This is a genomic window from Klebsiella oxytoca (assembly GCF_009707385.1).
Taxonomy (GTDB): domain Bacteria; phylum Pseudomonadota; class Gammaproteobacteria; order Enterobacterales; family Enterobacteriaceae; genus Klebsiella; species Klebsiella oxytoca_C.
Window position 1 is genome coordinate 4,292,444 of sequence record NZ_CP046115.1, and the last position, 17,245, is coordinate 4,309,688.

Genomic DNA, 17,245 nt, shown 5'->3' on the forward strand with positions numbered 1-17,245 from the left:
CTCCAGACAAACAATGCACCCGGATGGGTGCATTGCCGTTCTAACTCTTTTACTTCGCCTGACGCTTCTGGTACTCGCCAGCGGCTTTTACAAAGCCTGCAAACAGCGGATGGCCATCACGCGGCGTCGAAGTAAACTCCGGATGGAACTGACAGGCAACAAACCACGGATGGTTCGGCACTTCGATGATCTCGACCAACTGATCATCCCCGGAACGTCCCGCAATACGCAGGCCCGCATTTTCAATCGGCTTCAACAGCATGTTGTTAACTTCGTAACGGTGACGATGACGCTCGGTAATGGTTGGCTCACCGTACAGCTGGCGCACCAGACTGTCATCGGACAGCTGGCACTGCTGCGCGCCGAGGCGCATCGTGCCGCCGAGGTCGCTCTTATCAGAGCGAACTTCAACATTACCGTCTTCATCACGCCATTCGGTAATCAGGGCCACAACCGGGTACTTACAGTCTGGCACAAATTCCGTTGAGTTGGCGTTTTCCATTCCCGCTACGTTGCGCGCGAACTCAATCAGCGCAACCTGCATACCCAGGCAAATGCCCAGATATGGAATATTGTTTTCACGCGCATAGCGTGCGGTGGCAATCTTACCTTCAACGCCGCGATAGCCGAAGCCACCAGGTATCAGGATAGCGTCTAAATCTTTCAGAATTTCGACGCCGCGCGTTTCCACATCCTGCGAATCAATCAGCTTGATGTTGACGGTTACGCGATTTTTCAGGCCACCGTGTTTCAGCGCTTCAATCACCGATTTATAGGCGTCCGGCAGTTCAATGTACTTGCCGACCATACCGATGGTGACTTCCCCTGCTGGGTTCGCTTCTTCGTAGATAACCTGTTCCCATTCGGCCAGGTTCGCTTCCGGACAGTTTAAGCTGAATCGTTTACAAATATAATCGTCCAGCCCCTGAGATTTCAACAGGCCCGGGATTTTATAAATGGAATCGACATCTTTCATCGAAATAACGGCTTTTTCTGGCACATTGCAGAACAATGCAATTTTAGCGCGCTCGTTCGCCGGAATGGCGCGATCGGAGCGGCAGACCAGAATGTCAGGCTGAATACCGATAGAGAGCAGCTCTTTCACGGAGTGCTGGGTCGGTTTGGTTTTGACTTCACCCGCGGCGGCCATATACGGCACCAGGGTCAAATGCATAAACAGCGCGTTTTCACGACCAATATCTACCGCCAGCTGGCGAATCGCTTCGAGGAACGGCAGCGATTCGATATCGCCAACGGTGCCGCCGATTTCAACCAGCACCACATCATGACCTTCGCCGCCCGCCAGGACGCGCTCTTTGATAGCGTTGGTGATGTGCGGAATAACCTGCACGGTTGCGCCCAGATAGTCGCCGCGGCGCTCTTTGCGCAGGACGTCAGAGTAGATACGACCGGTAGTGAAGTTGTTGCGGCGGGTCATCTTGGTGCGAATGAAACGCTCGTAGTGACCCAGGTCCAGATCGGTTTCAGCGCCGTCTTCAGTAACGAACACTTCCCCGTGTTGGATTGGACTCATGGTACCCGGATCGACGTTGATGTACGGATCCAGTTTCATCATGGTCACGTTAAGCCCGCGGGCTTCGAGAATGGCTGCGAGGGAAGCTGCGGCAATGCCTTTACCCAGAGAGGATACGACCCCGCCGGTCACAAAAATATAGTTCGTTGTCATGCTGAACCTGAGAAGTTAGGTTTAAAAGACGATGGAATAACCAGGACGGGAAAGCAGTATACCCGATCATGACTGACGCCACAAACTTTCATTATCCCTCCTTTTCATCAGGCCCACACAAACGCAGGGAGTGAGAAAATAGCCGCTTTTGGAGAAATGTTTTTGACGCAAATCAAGCGCTTGTTATTTAAAAAATCACACAAATAGCGCTTGATCACGAAAACTCTTTAGAGATCAGTTTCCTGGCGTTTTACTTCCTGCCAAACCTCCTCCATGGTGTCGAGGTCAACACCGGTCATTTCCAGGCCGCGCGCGGCAACAATCCGTTCAACCTCGCGGAATCGACGCTCAAACTTCAGGTTGGCTTTTTGCAGCGCAACTTCGGCTTTTACCCCTAAATGGCGGGATAAATTGACCGTCGCGAACAGCAGGTCGCCCACTTCCTCCTCCAGTTTAGCTTCATCCACTACGGCCTGCTGCGCTTCGTGCATCACCTCGTCTATCTCTTCGTGCACTTTGCCCAACACTGGCCCCAGAGAAGTCCAGTCAAAGCCTACCGCCGAGCAGCGTTTCTGAATTTTATGCGCGCGCATCAGCGCCGGCAGGCTATGCGGAATATCGTCCAGCGCGGAGTGCTGAGACTTTTCCGCTCGCTCAGCGCTTTTAATCTGCTCCCAGCGAGCCAGCGCTTCGCTGCTATTACCGGCGGACGCCTCGCCGAAAATATGCGGGTGACGTCGCTCCAGCTTGTCGCTGATAGCGGCACAGATATCGTTAAAATCAAAGCGCCCCTCTTCCTGCGCCATCTGAGCGTAGAAGACGACCTGGAACAGCAGATCGCCTAATTCACCGCGCAGGTCGGCAAAATCTTCGCGAGAAATGGCGTCGAGCACTTCATAAGTTTCTTCGAGGGTATACGGGGCGATAGTGGCAAAAGTCTGCTCTTTATCCCACGGGCAGCCGTTTTCCGGATCGCGCAGACGCTGCATAATGCCCAGAAGGCGGTCGATTTGGGTCATTGTCGTTTCCATAAAAGAATCAGGCCGGGAGGCGACGTTCGCCTTTCCCGGCCGAAAAAAAGAAAGTGATGTTAACCGCCGTGCAGACGACGGGCATCGATGACATCCGGCACCTGATTCAGCTTGCCAAGCACGCGGCCCAGCACCTGCAGGTTGTAGATCTCAATGGTCATATCGATAGTCGCCAACTGATGTTTGGTATCGCTGCGGCTGGCAACGCCCAGCACGTTGACCTTTTCATTGGCGAGAATAGTGGTGATATCGCGCAGCAGGCCGCTACGATCGTTGGCCTGAACGCGGACGACCAGCGAGTAACCGGCAGAATAACTCTCTCCCCACACCGCATCGACGATCCGCTCCGGGGCGTGAGACTGCAGCTCCGCCAGCTGATCGCAATCCGCACGGTGTACCGAGATACCCCGGCCCTGAGTGATAAAACCAACAATCTCGTCGCCGGGAATCGGCTGGCAGCAGCGCGCAATGTGGTGCATCAGATTGCCAACCCCTTCCACCACCACGCGACCGTTGTCTTTATTGCGATTCTGCGGAGTATAGGTTTTCTGCTGCAGCTGCTTTAACGCCGCCGCATCCTGCTCCGCCGCGCTGGGCTTATTGAACTGCGCCTGCAGGAAATTAACCATCTGGTTGAGGCGAATATCGCCTCCGCCAATCGCCGCCAGCAGTTCGTCCTGTTCGTTAAAGTTGTAGCGCGGCAGAAGATACTTTTCCGCGTCCTTCAGGCTGATACCCAGGTGTTCCAGCTCATCATCAAGGATCTGCCGGCCGGCAAGGATATTCTTGTCGCGATCCTGCTTGCGGAACCAGGCGTGTATTTTGGAACGCCCGCGGCTGGTGGTAACGTAGCCGAGGTTTGGGTTCAGCCAGTCGCGGCTTGGGTTTGGCTGCTTCTGGGTAATGATTTCAATCTGGTCACCCATCTGCAGCTGATAGGTAAACGGCACAATACGCCCGCCAATTTTGGCACCGATGCAGCGGTGGCCGACGTCGCTGTGAATATGGTAGGCAAAATCGAGCGGCGTCGAACCCGAAGGTAAATCGACCACATCGCCCTTCGGCGTAAAGACATAAACCCGATCGTCAAAGACCTGGCTACGAACTTCGTCCAGCATCTCGCCGGAATCGGCCATCTCTTCCTGCCAGGCAATCAGTTTACGCAGCCATGCAATGCGATCTTCGTAGCCACGCCCGCCGCTGACCCCAGCGCTGGCGCCCTCTTTGTATTTCCAGTGCGCGGCAACCCCCAGCTCAGCATCTTCATGCATCTGACGAGTACGAATCTGGATTTCAATCGTTTTTCCGCCTGGGCCTAGTACGACGGTATGAATTGACTGATAGCCATTAGGCTTGGGATTAGCGACATAATCATCAAACTCATCCGGCAGATGTCGATAGTGAGTGTGCACTATCCCCAGCGCGGCGTAGCAGTCCTGCAGACGCTCGGCCACAATACGCACCGCGCGCACGTCAAACAGCTCATCGAAAGCGAGATGTTTTTTCTGCATTTTGCGCCAGATGCTGTAAATATGCTTGGGGCGTCCGTAAACCTCAGCTTTGACGCCTTCGGTTTTCATCTCCGAGCGCAAATGCCCTACGAATTCGTCAATATAATGTTCACGATCGATGCGCCGCTCGTGCAACAGCTTAGCGATACGTTTGTATTCCGCCGGATGCAGATAGCGGAAGCAATAATCTTCCAGCTCCCACTTGAGCTGACCGATCCCCAGGCGGTTGGCCAGCGGCGCGTAGATATTGGTACACTCTTTCGCCGCCAGCACGCGTTCATCTTCCGGCGCGTCTTTCACTTCGCGCAGATGAGCAATACGCTCGGCGATCTTAATCACCACGCAGCGGAAATCATCGACCATCGCCAGCAGCATGCGACGAATGTTATCTACCTGTTCAGAGGAGACTGAATCTGTATGGGTTGCTTTAAGCTGGCGTATCGCGGCCATGTCCCGCACGCCGTGAATTAGGGTGACAACGGATTTACCGACGCTCTCCTGCATGATTTCTTCGCTGACAACGTTGCCGTCAGCCAGAGGAAAAAGCATCGCCGCGCGTAGCGTATCGATATCCATGCTTAACATGGAGAGAATTTCCACCATCTCCACGCCGCGCCACAGCAGGAGTTCGGCCTGCGGGTGGCCCTGCGTTTTCTCTCGACAGTAATCCCAGGTTTCGGCTAAGCGTTCACACGACTGCTGGCTGGAGATTCCCAGACTCGCGATCCATTTCTTCGGGTCAAATTCACCAGCTTTATTTAGATGTGCACTTCTTACCGCAACCATTGTCCTCTCCTTAAGGGACCAGCCTGCCGAAGTCGGCAAGCCTTAACTTTACACTTCATTCTGCAAACCACATCAGCACTGGGTTCCCTTGCTCACCTCGGTCACTGACTTGAGTAAGCTGCCGGGGATTCACTCTGCCGCCATCTCGATGCGATTCGAATAATTGTGTGTATGCTTGTGCTCAAACAACACCATTGATTCCAGATGTCCAGTATGTGGGAACATATCCAGCATCGCCAGGCGCTGAATGGTATAACCCGCCAGCAATAAAACGTCGCTATCGCGCGCCAGCGTTGCCGGGTTGCATGAAACATACACCACCCGACGCGGCGCTAATTTTATAATATGTAACATAACGCCCGCCGCACCGGCTCGCGCCGGATCAAGCAAGACCTTATCAAAGCCGTTTTTCGCCCACGCCTGACGGGTAACATCTTCCTCCAGGTTTTCATGAAAGAATGTCACATTGTGTAATCCGTTAAGCGCCGCGTTCTCTCGCCCTTTCTCCACCAGCGCGGGAACCCCTTCAACGCCAACAACCTGCGCCGCACGCTTCGCCAGCGGCAGGGTAAAGTTGCCCATGCCGCAGAAGAGATCCAGAACCCGATCCTGAGGCTGAATATCCAGCCAATCCAGCGCCGTACGCACCATAAGCTGGTTTACGCCATCGTTCACCTGGATGAAATCACGCGGACTGAACAGTAAGCGTAGACCGTCAGAGGTATACCAGGGTTCTTCCCCAGAAATATGTTCAAGTATCTCGCTTTGCGGGGCGAGATACAGGGAAAGACCATTAGATTGCGAAAAACGTTCCAGTTTTTCTTTATCTGCCTCAGGAAGAGCCGCGGTGTGGCGCAATACCAGTAGCGGACCGTTATCCGCCTGAACCAGCTCCACGTGCCCAAGTTGACGCACAGATTTCAATCCGGTAAGACATTCGCGTACCGCAGGCAGAAGCGCACCAAGAACGGGCACCAAAACGGGGCACTGCACTACATCAACGATTTCGCTGGAGTTGGCCTTCCGGAAGCCTATCTGTAATTGTTGGGTCTTTGGCTGATAATTCAAGCTCAGACGCGCCCGGCGACGATAGCCCCACGGCGCAGCGGCTATAATGTCGTCAACGTCGCGCTTCATCAGCCTCGCGAGCGCGGCGCGTTTACTCTGCTGCTGCAGCTCAATGCTGGCATGCTGCTGCTGACATCCACCGCAGATGCCAAAATGCGGACAGCGCGGGGCCTGCCGCTGTGGGCTATCGCTTAGACGGCGTTTCACCTGAGCGCGGGCGTATTGTTTTTTATCTTCGACAACAACAACTTCAGCCTGCTCTTGCGGCAATAAACCGCTGACAAACAGCGTTTTACCCTGGTGACGCGCAACGCCCTGGCCGAAAGGGTCAAGGTCATTTACTGTAACGGTTATGATCTGGCGCGTCGTCACACGCCGTTTTGCAGAGTAGAATTGCGCCATCGTAGAGATTTGTCTCAATTAAATATACTGACTCTATACACGAGTTCGATCAGGGCACGCTAAAAGCGCAGCCAACGTGGAAGCCGCCTGAAGAATGATGTGTATATTCTCCCATAATGGAACCGCATGACCAACTACAGCCTTCGTGCCCGCATGATGATTCTTATTCTGGCGCCGACCGTCCTGATCGGTCTGTTGCTCAGTATTTTCTTCGTCGCACACCGCTATAACGATCTACAGCGCCAGCTGGAAGATGCCGGAGCCAGCATTATCGAACCGCTGGCGGTCTCCAGTGAATATGGCATGAATTTGCAAAACCGCGAGTCAATCGGGCAGCTAATCAGCGTGCTGCATCGCCGCCATTCCGATATTGTGCGGGCCATTTCCATTTACGATTCGCAAAACAAGCTGTTTGTCACCTCAAACTTTCAGCTCGATCCCGGAGAGCTTCAGCTAGCGAAAGGAACCCCTTTTCCTCGCCGTTTGAGCGTAATTCGCCACGGCGATTTAATGATTTTGCGTACCCCAATTGTTTCGGAAAGCTATTCACCTGATGAATCTCCGGGGAGCGATGCCAAAATGCCGGGCAATATGCTGGGCTACGTGGCGCTTGAGCTGGATCTGAAATCGGTGCGCCTGCAGCAGTACAAAGAGATCTTCATCTCCAGCGTGATGATGCTGTTCTGTATTGGTATTGCGCTGATCTTCGGCTGGCGACTAATGCGCGACGTAACCGGGCCAATCCGCAATATGGTGAACACGGTTGACCGTATCCGCCGCGGCCAGCTTGATAGTCGGGTCGAAGGCTATATGCTCGGCGAGCTGGATATGCTGAAAAACGGCATCAACTCAATGGCGATGTCGCTGGCAGCCTATCATGAAGAGATGCAGCACAATGTCGATCAGGCGACGTCCGATCTGCGGGAAACGCTTGAGCAGATGGAAATCCAGAACGTGGAGCTGGACCTGGCGAAAAAACGCGCCCAGGAAGCGGCGCGAATCAAATCTGAGTTCCTCGCTAATATGTCCCATGAGCTGCGTACTCCGCTTAACGGCGTGATTGGCTTTACGCGTCTGACGCTGAAAACCGATTTAAATACTACCCAGCGCGATCATCTCACCACTATTGAACGTTCCGCTAACAACCTGCTGGCCATCATTAACGATGTTCTGGACTTCTCTAAGCTCGAAGCCGGTAAGCTCATCCTTGAGAGCATTCCGTTCCTGCTGCGTAACTCCCTGGACGAGGTGGTTACGCTGCTGGCGCACTCGGCGCACGATAAAGGGCTGGAGCTGACGCTGAACATCAAAAATGATGTGCCGGATAACGTGATCGGCGACCCGCTGCGTCTGCAGCAAATTATTACCAACCTGATGGGCAACGCTATCAAGTTCACCGAGCACGGCAACATTGACGTGCTGGTGGAACAACGTGCAATCAGCAATTCACGAGTGCAGATCGAAGTACAGATTCATGATACCGGTATCGGGATCCCGGAGCGCGATCAGTCGCGTCTGTTCCAGGCTTTCCGCCAGGCCGACGCCAGCATTTCCCGCCGCCACGGCGGTACCGGTCTCGGACTGGTCATCACCCAGCGCCTGGTGAAGGAGATGGGCGGCGATATATCCTTCCATAGTCAGCCTAATCGCGGATCAACGTTCTGGTTCCATATTAGTCTCGACCTTAACCCCAACGCGGTTCCCGATAATGTACCGACCCAGTGCCTGGCGGGTAAAAAGCTGGCCTATATAGAGGCAAACGCGGCGGCGGCGCAGTGTACGATGGAGCTACTGGCGACAACGCCGCTGGAGGTGGTCTATAGCCCGACGCTGACGGCGCTACCGGATGCCCACTACGATATTCTGCTGGCAGGTATTCCGGTGTCGATACGCGACATCAGCCAGCATCGCGATAAGCTGGCAAGGGCCAGCAAGCTTGCCGACCACCTGCTGCTGGCGCTGCCTTGCCACGCGCAGGTCAGCGCCGAAGCGCTGAAACACGATGGTATAGACGCCTGCTTGCTCAAGCCGTTAACCTCCACGCGACTGCTTCCGGCGCTGACGGCCACGTGCCTGACGCAGCCAACGGTTCTGCTGCACCGCTCCGATAGTAAAAAACTGCCGATGACGGTGATGGCCGTCGATGATAACCCGGCGAATCTTAAGCTTATCGGCGCGCTGCTGGAGGATTTGGTTCAGCATGTCATCCTGTGCAACAGCGGTCAGCACGCCGTCGAACAGGCCAGAGAAACGCAGCAGGATCTGATTCTGATGGATATTCAGATGCCGGAAATGGACGGTATCCGCGCCTGCGAACTGATCCATCAGCTCCCTCACCAGCAGCAAACGCCGGTGATCGCCGTGACGGCCCATGCCCTGGAAGGACAGCGCGAGAAATTGCTGAGCGCGGGAATGAACGATTATCTGGCGAAACCTATTGAAGAAGAGAAACTCTACAATCTGCTGCTGCGCTACCAGCCGGGGAAAGCCATATTGCCGCAAATAGCGGCGGAGGCCGTAGAGCCGACCATCAACCATAATGTCACCCTGGACTGGCAGCTGGCGCTGCGTCAGGCAGCGATGAAACCAGACCTGGCGCGGGAAATGCTGCAAATGCTGCTCGCCTTTATGCCAGAGGTGCGTAACAAAATAGAAGAACAGCTGGTGGGAGAACAGCCGGAAGGCGTGCTGGACTTAATTCATAAGCTTCACGGTAGCTGCAGCTATAGCGGCGTGCCGCGTCTGAAGAAACTGTGTCATACCATTGAGAGCCAGCTACGCGCGGGCACCGACGTCGAAGAGCTGGAACCGGAGTTTCTGGAACTGCTGGATGAAATGGACAACGTCGCGCGTGAAGCCTGTAAGCTATTAGGCATTTAAAACGCGAGCCCCGGTCTGCGCTTTCGCGACCGGGGAAAAACTATAACACTTGCCCCATTTTCAGCACGGCGGCAACGTTTCTCGCCGTCATGCGTACATTTTCGGCGGCATTTTCCAGCGCTTCATCCAGCGTACACACTGAATAAATGACGCTGAACACCGCATCCAGTCCGTGCTGATGCACGACGCCTACATCCGGCGTCAGGCTCCCGGCAATCCCGATGACCGGAAGATTATAGCGTTTTGCCACTCTCGCCACGCCAACCGGCACTTTGCCGTGCACGGTCTGGCTATCAATTCGACCTTCGCCGGTAATCACCAGATCCGCATCCGCCACGATCTCGGCGAGATGTAAAGCATCGGTCACAATCTCGATACCGGGCCGCAGCTTCGCGCCGCAAAAGGCGTACAGGCCTGCACCCATCCCTCCTGCCGCTCCGCCGCCTTCAAGATTCAACACATCAAGTTCTAAGTCGCGGTGGATAATATCGGCAAAATGGGCCAGCGCCTTATCCAGGCGGGAGATCATCTCCGCCGTAGCCCCCTTCTGCGGCCCAAATACTGCCGTCGCGCCCTGTGGTCCCGTTAGCGGATTGGTGACATCACAAGCCACGTCAATATGGCATCCGGCCAGGCGCTTATCAAGTTCGCTAACGTCAATGCGCGCAAGATTCTCCAGAGCCTGACCGCCGGAAGCAATCTGCTGATTATCTTTTGTCAGCAGTTTCGCCCCCAGCGCCTGTACCATTCCGGCCCCGCCATCGTTCGTCGCGCTGCCGCCAATACCGATAATTATCTGCGTAACGCCCGCGTCCAGCGCGTGGCGTATCAGCTCTCCGGTTCCCCAGGAGGTGGTCAGCAAAGGATTACGTCGCGCCGGCGGCACGCTTTCCAGACCGCTCGCCGCCGCCATTTCAATAAACGCGCACTGTTTATCGCCCGAAAGACCATAAAAAGCAGCCACTGGTTCACCGAGCGGACCAGTGACCGTGACCTCTACCCGGCATCCCTGCGTCGCGGCAACCATGGCTTCAACGGTCCCTTCTCCGCCGTCGGCGACCGGCAGCTTGACATACTCCGCATCGGAATAAATTTCCCGAAAACCTTGCTCTATAGCAGTTGCAACTTCCAGCGCACTCAGGCTCTCCTTGTATGAATCCGGTGCGATCACTATCTTCATAAGCTGTCCTTAAAATGAACATTTACCCGACGCCATGCAAGAAACCGGCCCCCGCAGGGACCGGTGTTTCCTTAGCGCACCATGCACGGACGCTTATTATCAAACGTCCAGTTCGGGATCAAATACTGCATCCCCATGGCATCATCGCGCGCGCCCAGACCGTGTTTCTGGTACAGCTCGTGGGCTTTCATTACCTGATCCATATCGAGCTCTACGCCCAGCCCAGGCTTCGCCGGTACCTGTACCATCCCGCCCTTAATTTCAAACGGCTCTTTGGTCAGACGCTGGTTGCCTTCCTGCCAGATCCAGTGCGTATCGATAGCGGTGATTTTACCCGGAGCAGCCGCCGCCACGTGGGTAAACATCGCCAACGAGATATCGAAGTGGTTGTTAGAGTGCGAGCCCCAGGTCAGGCCGAACTCGTGGCACATCTGCGCTACGCGCACGGAACCCTGCATGGTCCAGAAGTGCGGATCGGCCAACGGGATATCCACGGACTGCAGCGACAGCGTATGCCCCATCTGACGCCAGTCGGTAGCGATCATATTGGTTGCCGTCGGCAGACCGGTGGCGCGGCGGAACTCCGCCATCACTTCACGGCCGGAGAAGCCCTGCTCGGCGCCGCACGGATCCTCCGCATAGGCCAGGGAGCCTTTCAGGTATTTACCAATTTTAATCGCTTCATCCAGAGACCACGCGCCGTTCGGATCCAGAGTCACGCGCGCCTGCGGGAAGCGCTTCGCCAGCGCGACAATCGATTCCGCCTCTTCTTCCCCGGCCAGCACGCCGCCTTTCAGTTTAAAGTCGTTGAATCCGTATTTCTCATATGCCGCTTCCGCCAGGCGTACTACCGCATCCGGCGTCATCGCTTCATCATGACGCAGGCGGTACCAGTCGCATTTTTCATCCGGCTGGCTCTGATACGGCAGCGGCGTGGCTTTACGGTTGCCGACAAAGAACAAATAGCCCAGCATTTCTACTTCGCTGCGCTGCTGACCATCGCCCAGTAAAGATGCAACGTTAACGCCCAGATGCTGGCCCAGCAGGTCAAGCATGGCCGCTTCGATCCCGGTAACAACGTGAATTGTGGTACGCAGGTCGAAGGTCTGCAAACCGCGCCCGCCAGCGTCGCGGTCGGCAAAAGTATTGCGCACGGCGGTCAGCACGTTTTTATATTCCCCCAGAGTCTTACCGACTACCAGCGGGATCGCGTCTTCCAGAGTTTTACGAATTTTCTCACCGCCGGGAATTTCGCCGACGCCGGTATGACCGGAATTATCTTTAATCACCACAATATTACGCGTGAAGAACGGAGCGTGCGCGCCGCTCAGGTTCATCAGCATACTGTCGTGGCCCGCGACCGGAATAACCTGCATAGAGGAAACAACAGGGGTAGTAAATTGTGCGCTCATAATTAAATCCTCATTCAAATCAGTGACGGCCGAAAACGGGGCGTTTACGGTCAAAAGTCCATCCGGGGATCAGGTACTGCATCGGGCCGGCGTCATTACGCGCGCTGCCGGGCAGCTTTTTCCAGGCTTCATGAGCCTTCTGTACCTGTTCCCAGTCCAGTTCGATGCCCAGACCTGGCGCATCAGGAACCGCAATTTTTCCGTTCTTGATTTCCAGCAGATTTTTGGTCAGGCGGCAGTCGCCCTCCTGCCAAATCCAGTGGGTATCAATGGCCGTAGGCTTACCCGGCGCTGCCGCACCGACGTGAGTAAACATGGCCAGCGAAATATCAAAGTGGTTATTAGAGTGGCAGCCCCAGGTCAGCCCCCAGTCATCGCACATCTGCGCCACGCGTACCGCGCCGGAAAGGGTCCAGAAGTGCGGATCGGCCAGCGGAATATCCACGGCGTTCAGCATTACGGCATGCCCCATTTCCCGCCAGTTAGTGGCTATCATATTGGTCGCCACCGGCAGCCCGGTCGCGCGGCGAAACTCCGCCATCACTTCGCGGCCAGAAAAGCCCTGCTCGGCGCCGCAGGGGTCTTCCGCGTAGGTCAGAACATCGTTCAGACCTTTACACAGCGCGATGGCTTCATCCAGCAGCCATGCCCCATTGGGATCAACCGTGATACGTGCGTCGGGGAAACGCTTTTTCAGCGCGCGAGCGGTTTCTATCTCCTGCTCGCCGGGCAGCACGCCGCCTTTCAGTTTAAAGTCTCTAAAGCCATAACGATCCTGTGAAGCTTCCGCCAGGCGCACCACCGCATCGCTGCTCAGCGCCTCCTGATGGCGCAGGTGATACCACTCGTGGCTGCCCGGCGTACTCTCCAGATAGGGCAGATCGGTCTTTGTCCGATCGCCCACATAGAACAGATAGCCCAGCACCGTCACCGCATCGCGCTGCTTGCCCGGCCCTAGCAGTTCGCAAACCGGCACGTTGAGCGCTTTACCCAGCAGATCCAGCAGCGCGGCTTCCAGCGCCGCTACCGCGTTAACCCGCAGTTCAAACGTCCAGGCGCCTTTACCAAAGGTGTCAAAATCCGCGGACTGGTTACCTTTATGCACCTGCTGAACCACTTTATTCAGGCGGGCGACTTCCTGACCCAACACCTGCGGGATAGCGTCAACCAGCGTCTGATAAATCACTTCACCACCTGGCGCTTCACCTACGCCGGTATTTCCGGCGCTGTCGGTGAGTACCACGATATTGCGGGTAAAGTACGCGTTGTGCGCGCCGCCGATATTGAGCAACATGCTGTCATGCCCGGCCACAGGAATAACCTTCATGTCCGTGACAACAGGACTTGATTGGCTTGTCATGATGATTGTCCTGCCACTGGTTTCAGTTCGATACGTTTAATATCGCCCACCAATACGAGATAGCTCAGGACCGCCACCAGCGCATGAACCCCCACATAGATTAACGCGCCGTTGAAGGAACCGGTGGTGCCAACGATATAGCCAATCGCAATCGGGGTCACAATACCGGAAATGTTACCGAACATATTGAACAGACCGCCGCTCAGGCCGCTGATCTCCTTCGGCGCCGTATCCGCCATTACCGCCCAGCCCAGCGCACCGATGCCTTTACCAAAGAAAGCCAGCGCCATAAAGCCGATGATCATCCACTCGACGTTGACGTAGTTACAGAACACCATCACCATCGATAGCAGCATCCCCATAACGATTGGCGTTTTACGCGCAATGTTCAGAGAACCGGTACGACGCATCAGCCAGTCAGAGATAATGCCGCCCAGCACGCCGCCAATAAATCCGCAGACCGCCGGAACCGATGCGACGAAGCCCGCCTTCAGAATCGACATGCCGCGCGCCTGTACCAGGTAAACCGGGAACCAGGTGATAAAAAAGTAGGTCAGAGCGTTGATACAGTACTGGCCGATATATACGCCAATCATCATTCGGGAACCCAGCAGCTGCTTGATTTGTCCCCATTTAACGCTAAACGGTACTTTGGCTTTGGCTGCTGCCTGATCCATGTTGATCAGCGCGCCGCCTTCGGCAATATATTCCAGCTCTTTTTTATTAACACCCGGATGCTGATTCGGCTCGTGAATCACCTTCAGCCAGACAAAGCTGATAACAATACCGAGGCCGCCCATAAAGAAGAACACGTGCGACCAGCCCACCTCATGCGTCAGCCAACCCATGATTGGCGCAAAAATAACGGTGGCAAAATATTGCGCTGAGTTAAAGATAGCAACGGCCGTGCCCCTCTCCTGCGCCGGGAACCATGCGGCCACGATGCGGCTGTTACCGGGGAAGGAAGGTGCTTCCGCCAGCCCAACCAGGAAGCGCAGGGTAAACAGCGCGACAATAATGCCAAAGCCGCTGAAGATATCGACGAAGCCCTGCAGCAGGGTAAACATAGACCAGATAAAAATGGACCAGAAGTAAACGCGCTTTGAGCCGAAGCGGTCAAGCAGCCAGCCGCCAGGGATCTGGCCGATGACGTAGGCCCATGAGAACGCGGAGAAGACATAGCCCATCCCAACTGGATCGAGACCAATATCTTTGGCCATCTCCGAACCGGCAATGGATAAGGTGGCACGGTCGCCGTAGTTGAAGGATGTGACGATAAACAGCATCACCACTATCCAGTAACGAGCATTAGTGCGCTTTTCCGCGCCGCTCGCCGCCTGACTTAATGAACTCATTGTTGCACTCCTGAATCATAGCGTTAGCTACGTTCATTCTGAACAGCACAACCTGTAGGGTACTCAGAATGACGTGTTAGTGTTTTTCATCGTTTTCGTTATATCTGGCACTGCATTTTTTACTGGCAGGAAAAGTATAAAAAGAGGGGCTGGCGGGCTCACCGTGCAAATACACAGCTTTCACGGCGATAGAGAATCTGATTTATGGCTTATGCCTAATGTGATGGGGGATGCTTCACGGAAATGAAAAGCTAAGTCCGTTCTCAGAGAGAAACGGCGGCGTAAAAGACAGGAGTGTGAATTAACTCTCTTGACCCCGTGAAATAGCCCGGTAAAGGCCCTGCTATTACATTGGTTTTAAGGCAAATGCCCGAAGCCGGGGAAACGAAGAATTGTTACGATCTTTTTGACCGTTAATCTGGCCACTGGCACTGAAAATCAGTAAGAAGGGACGCCCTCTGCGTAGGGAGAGGGCGAAACTTTTAATCAAGCAATGTTGCCCACTGCTCCACCCATGGATTAGCAACGCTTTCTGGCTCAGGGTCTTCGCTGGCGTCAATCATCAGCATGTCGCCAATGCGTGTACCACCCTGCTCCTGTAGTAACGCGTCAAATTTTAAACCGCCGCCGCAGAAGTTGGCATAGGTGCTATCGCCAAGCGCGATCATGCCATAGCGCAAATGCGGCTGATACATATCTTTGATACCTTCGTACAAAGGCACAATGCTATCCGGTAAGTCACCCTGTCCGGTGGTTGAAGTCACCACCAGCGCATATTTCCCGGTATATGACTCCCAATCTTTGACTTCAGGGTCTTCAAAGACCTTCGCCTTATGGCCCAGTCCGCTCAAAATAGCCTGCGCCTCTTCGGCGACCAGGAGCGAATTTCCATACATCGTACCGACAAAAATTCCGACTTCAGCCATGACTATCTCCCTGAATTAACCTGTATCTCTTCATCCTGACCGCTGTCGCCTGCAAACTCAACCCTTTCATTTAGCGGGAGAAGGCCGCGCCAGCCAAAGTGCGACAACGCGCGCATCCAAACGTCGTCCAGGCCAGCGCGAATAACCAGCGGTTCACCGGTAAAAGGATGCGTTAATGATAGCTGACTGGCATGGAGCATCAGCCGCTCGCAGCCAAAATGTTCTGCCGCGCTGCGATTCTGCCGCAAATCCCCGTGTTTGCTATCACCGATAATCGGATGGCGTAGATGGGCAAGATGGCGGCGGAGCTGATGTTTTCGACCGGTTTTGGGTTCCAGCTCTACCAGGCTATAGCGGGTCGTAGAGTAACGCCCGGTCGCCACCGGCATTTCTACCGTCGCCAGGCCGCGATAATGTGTTACCGCCGGCTGCGGATCTTTATTTTCACGCGCGAACTTATCGGCGATTTTATCCAGCTCTTCAACCAGCGGGTAATCAAGCACCGCTTCTTCGCTCAGCCAGCCGCGAACTATTGCATGGTAGCGTTTCTGCATTTGATGCTGCTCGAACTGCTGCGACAGCAATCTACCCGCTTCGCTCGACAGCCCCATCAGCAGTACGCCGGACGTCGGCCTGTCGAGACGATGAGCGGTGAACACGTGCTGGCCTATCTGGTCGCGCACGGTTTGCATCACCACAACTTTTTCGTCCCGATCCAGCCAGCTACGGTGCACCAGCCAACCCGAAGGCTTATTTACCGCCACCAGCCACTGGTCCTGATACAGAATTTCCAGCATCAGGCTTCGCCGCCGGCGAACAGCGCATCCAGCAGGAGCAGCTCGGCCAGCACCTGCTCGCGCACGGGATGAGTATTATCCAGGGCCATTTCATAATAAGGAGCAACGGCAAAGTTCTGCGGTAGCGGCATTCCGCTTTCCAGCAGCTGATGCATGCGCGGGATTAATACCCACTGTAGCCATTCAAGCGGCTCCATGGTGTCGAGGCAGAACGGCTGCTCGCTGGCGAACGCGCTACTGTCGGGGGCGCTATCCTGCCAGTGTTCCGTTTCGCGCAGCAGCGCTTCAATGGCGAGCAGGCGCTCGCGCACGCTATGGTCAAGAGTCATGGGAAACCTCGATGAGTTGAAAACTGGCGCAGAATAGCAAATTCAGACGAGAAATAAAAAAAGGGAGCACTGTATAAACAGTGCTCCCGGTTCGTTTTGCAGCAATCCAGCTACATTGTTGCTCCCTGCTCGTCCATGAAAACTTTTCCTGTGGTCTCCTGACCATGTTCATCCATAAACTGTTGCATCCTGCTTTCACACCACCCCGATGTGAAATAACTCATCCGTAAGTCTATCCTGATCTTCCTGATCCACCGAACGTCCCGACCGGCTCTCGTTCTCCCTCCTGGAGGTGTCCTTTTACGCAATCCTGCGTTATCCTGTGCTTCATCCTGAAGCCTGTCCTTGCTACGCCATCCTGGCGGGTCCTAAAGAAGCGTCATCATCCTGATGTTCGCTTCATTTATCAACTCCCTGTTGATGGGTATAGAATCCCTGATTCCGCCTCGTCTTACAACCCTTGTTAAGACAATATCTTAAGATTCATTGTCTGTATCAGCATTTAAAATAAATATAACCAA

The 17,245-nt window shown here is 54.8% G+C and carries 12 protein-coding genes; 1 reads left to right on the plus strand and 11 read right to left on the minus strand.

The genetic code is table 11. The annotated features are described in order from the left end of the window. Positions 1 to 49 precede the first annotated feature (49 nt). The 4 genes from pyrG to rlmD all read right to left on the minus strand — a co-directional run bounded on the left by pyrG (position 50) and on the right by rlmD (position 6,485). Entirely contained in the window at positions 50 to 1,687 is a 1,638-nt protein-coding gene (gene pyrG / locus GJ746_RS20005; protein WP_154681754.1) for a glutamine hydrolyzing CTP synthase, read from the minus strand. Between the two features lie 227 nt (positions 1,688 to 1,914). Continuing rightward, positions 1,915 to 2,706: a nucleoside triphosphate pyrophosphohydrolase gene (gene mazG / locus GJ746_RS20010; protein WP_154681755.1), complete on the minus strand. Its 792-nt coding sequence runs from the start codon at positions 2,704 to 2,706 to the stop codon at positions 1,915 to 1,917. Between the two features lie 71 nt (positions 2,707 to 2,777). After that, on the minus strand, positions 2,778 to 5,015 hold the full coding sequence (gene relA, locus GJ746_RS20015; protein WP_154681756.1) for a GTP diphosphokinase: 2,238 nt from the start codon (positions 5,013 to 5,015) through the stop codon (positions 2,778 to 2,780). Positions 5,016 to 5,144: 129 nt separating this feature from the next. Continuing rightward, the gene (rlmD, locus tag GJ746_RS20020) at positions 5,145 to 6,485 is read right to left on the minus strand and encodes a 23S rRNA (uracil(1939)-C(5))-methyltransferase RlmD (protein ID WP_154681757.1); all 1,341 of its coding nucleotides are present in this window, start codon (positions 6,483 to 6,485) and stop codon (positions 5,145 to 5,147) included. Positions 6,486 to 6,611: 126 nt separating this feature from the next. Here rlmD and barA point away from each other — a divergent pair, with 126 nt between their 5' ends. Beyond that, positions 6,612 to 9,365, plus strand: coding sequence for a two-component sensor histidine kinase BarA (gene barA / locus GJ746_RS20025; protein ID WP_154681758.1), 2,754 nt, complete (start codon positions 6,612 to 6,614; stop codon positions 9,363 to 9,365). A 40-nt stretch (positions 9,366 to 9,405) separates the two neighbouring features. Here barA and GJ746_RS20030 read toward each other — a convergent pair whose 3' ends face one another. From GJ746_RS20030 to GJ746_RS20060, 7 genes are all read right to left on the minus strand, one after another. Beyond that, the gene (locus GJ746_RS20030) at positions 9,406 to 10,545 is read right to left on the minus strand and encodes a glycerate kinase (protein WP_154681759.1); all 1,140 of its coding nucleotides are present in this window, start codon (positions 10,543 to 10,545) and stop codon (positions 9,406 to 9,408) included. A 71-nt stretch (positions 10,546 to 10,616) separates the two neighbouring features. Then, entirely contained in the window at positions 10,617 to 11,957 is a 1,341-nt protein-coding gene (gene gudD, locus GJ746_RS20035) for a glucarate dehydratase (protein WP_154681760.1), read from the minus strand. A 19-nt stretch (positions 11,958 to 11,976) separates the two neighbouring features. Further along, complete coding sequence (locus GJ746_RS20040; protein ID WP_154681761.1) at positions 11,977 to 13,317, minus strand: enolase C-terminal domain-like protein; 1,341 nt, start codon at positions 13,315 to 13,317, stop codon at positions 11,977 to 11,979. Beyond that, on the minus strand, positions 13,314 to 14,672 hold the full coding sequence (gene gudP, locus GJ746_RS20045; protein WP_154681762.1) for a galactarate/glucarate/glycerate transporter GudP: 1,359 nt from the start codon (positions 14,670 to 14,672) through the stop codon (positions 13,314 to 13,316). Before gudP ends, GJ746_RS20040 begins: the two co-directional genes overlap by 4 nt. Before the next feature lie 482 nt (positions 14,673 to 15,154). Beyond that, the gene (locus tag GJ746_RS20050; protein ID WP_154681763.1) at positions 15,155 to 15,598 is read right to left on the minus strand and encodes a flavodoxin; all 444 of its coding nucleotides are present in this window, start codon (positions 15,596 to 15,598) and stop codon (positions 15,155 to 15,157) included. Between the two features lie 2 nt (positions 15,599 to 15,600). Next, the gene (gene truC / locus GJ746_RS20055; RefSeq protein WP_154681764.1) at positions 15,601 to 16,395 is read right to left on the minus strand and encodes a tRNA pseudouridine(65) synthase TruC; all 795 of its coding nucleotides are present in this window, start codon (positions 16,393 to 16,395) and stop codon (positions 15,601 to 15,603) included. After that, a complete protein-coding gene (locus tag GJ746_RS20060) occupies positions 16,395 to 16,724 on the minus strand; it encodes a YqcC family protein (RefSeq protein ID WP_154681765.1) in 330 nt (109 codons plus the stop codon). The genes truC and GJ746_RS20060 overlap by 1 nt, the downstream gene beginning before the upstream one ends. Between the last annotated feature and the right edge of the window lie 521 nt (positions 16,725 to 17,245).

What these genes read in the sequence shown, in the direction of transcription:
- relA (WP_154681756.1), bottom strand. Translation starts at nt 5,015, where the DNA reads ATGGTTGCGGTAAGAAGTGCACATCTAAATAAAGCTGGTGAATTTGAC.
- GJ746_RS20030 (WP_154681759.1), bottom strand. Translation starts at nt 10,545, where the DNA reads ATGAAGATAGTGATCGCACCGGATTCATACAAGGAGAGCCTGAGTGCG.
- gudD (WP_154681760.1), bottom strand. Translation starts at nt 11,957, where the DNA reads ATGAGCGCACAATTTACTACCCCTGTTGTTTCCTCTATGCAGGTTATT.
- barA (WP_154681758.1), top strand. Translation starts at nt 6,612, where the DNA reads ATGACCAACTACAGCCTTCGTGCCCGCATGATGATTCTTATTCTGGCG.
- rlmD (WP_154681757.1), bottom strand. Translation starts at nt 6,485, where the DNA reads ATGGCGCAATTCTACTCTGCAAAACGGCGTGTGACGACGCGCCAGATC.
- GJ746_RS20040 (WP_154681761.1), bottom strand. Translation starts at nt 13,317, where the DNA reads ATGACAAGCCAATCAAGTCCTGTTGTCACGGACATGAAGGTTATTCCT.
- pyrG (WP_154681754.1), bottom strand. Translation starts at nt 1,687, where the DNA reads ATGACAACGAACTATATTTTTGTGACCGGCGGGGTCGTATCCTCTCTG.
- gudP (WP_154681762.1), bottom strand. Translation starts at nt 14,672, where the DNA reads ATGAGTTCATTAAGTCAGGCGGCGAGCGGCGCGGAAAAGCGCACTAAT.
- GJ746_RS20060 (WP_154681765.1), bottom strand. Translation starts at nt 16,724, where the DNA reads ATGACTCTTGACCATAGCGTGCGCGAGCGCCTGCTCGCCATTGAAGCG.
- GJ746_RS20050 (WP_154681763.1), bottom strand. Translation starts at nt 15,598, where the DNA reads ATGGCTGAAGTCGGAATTTTTGTCGGTACGATGTATGGAAATTCGCTC.
- truC (WP_154681764.1), bottom strand. Translation starts at nt 16,395, where the DNA reads ATGCTGGAAATTCTGTATCAGGACCAGTGGCTGGTGGCGGTAAATAAG.
- mazG (WP_154681755.1), bottom strand. Translation starts at nt 2,706, where the DNA reads ATGACCCAAATCGACCGCCTTCTGGGCATTATGCAGCGTCTGCGCGAT.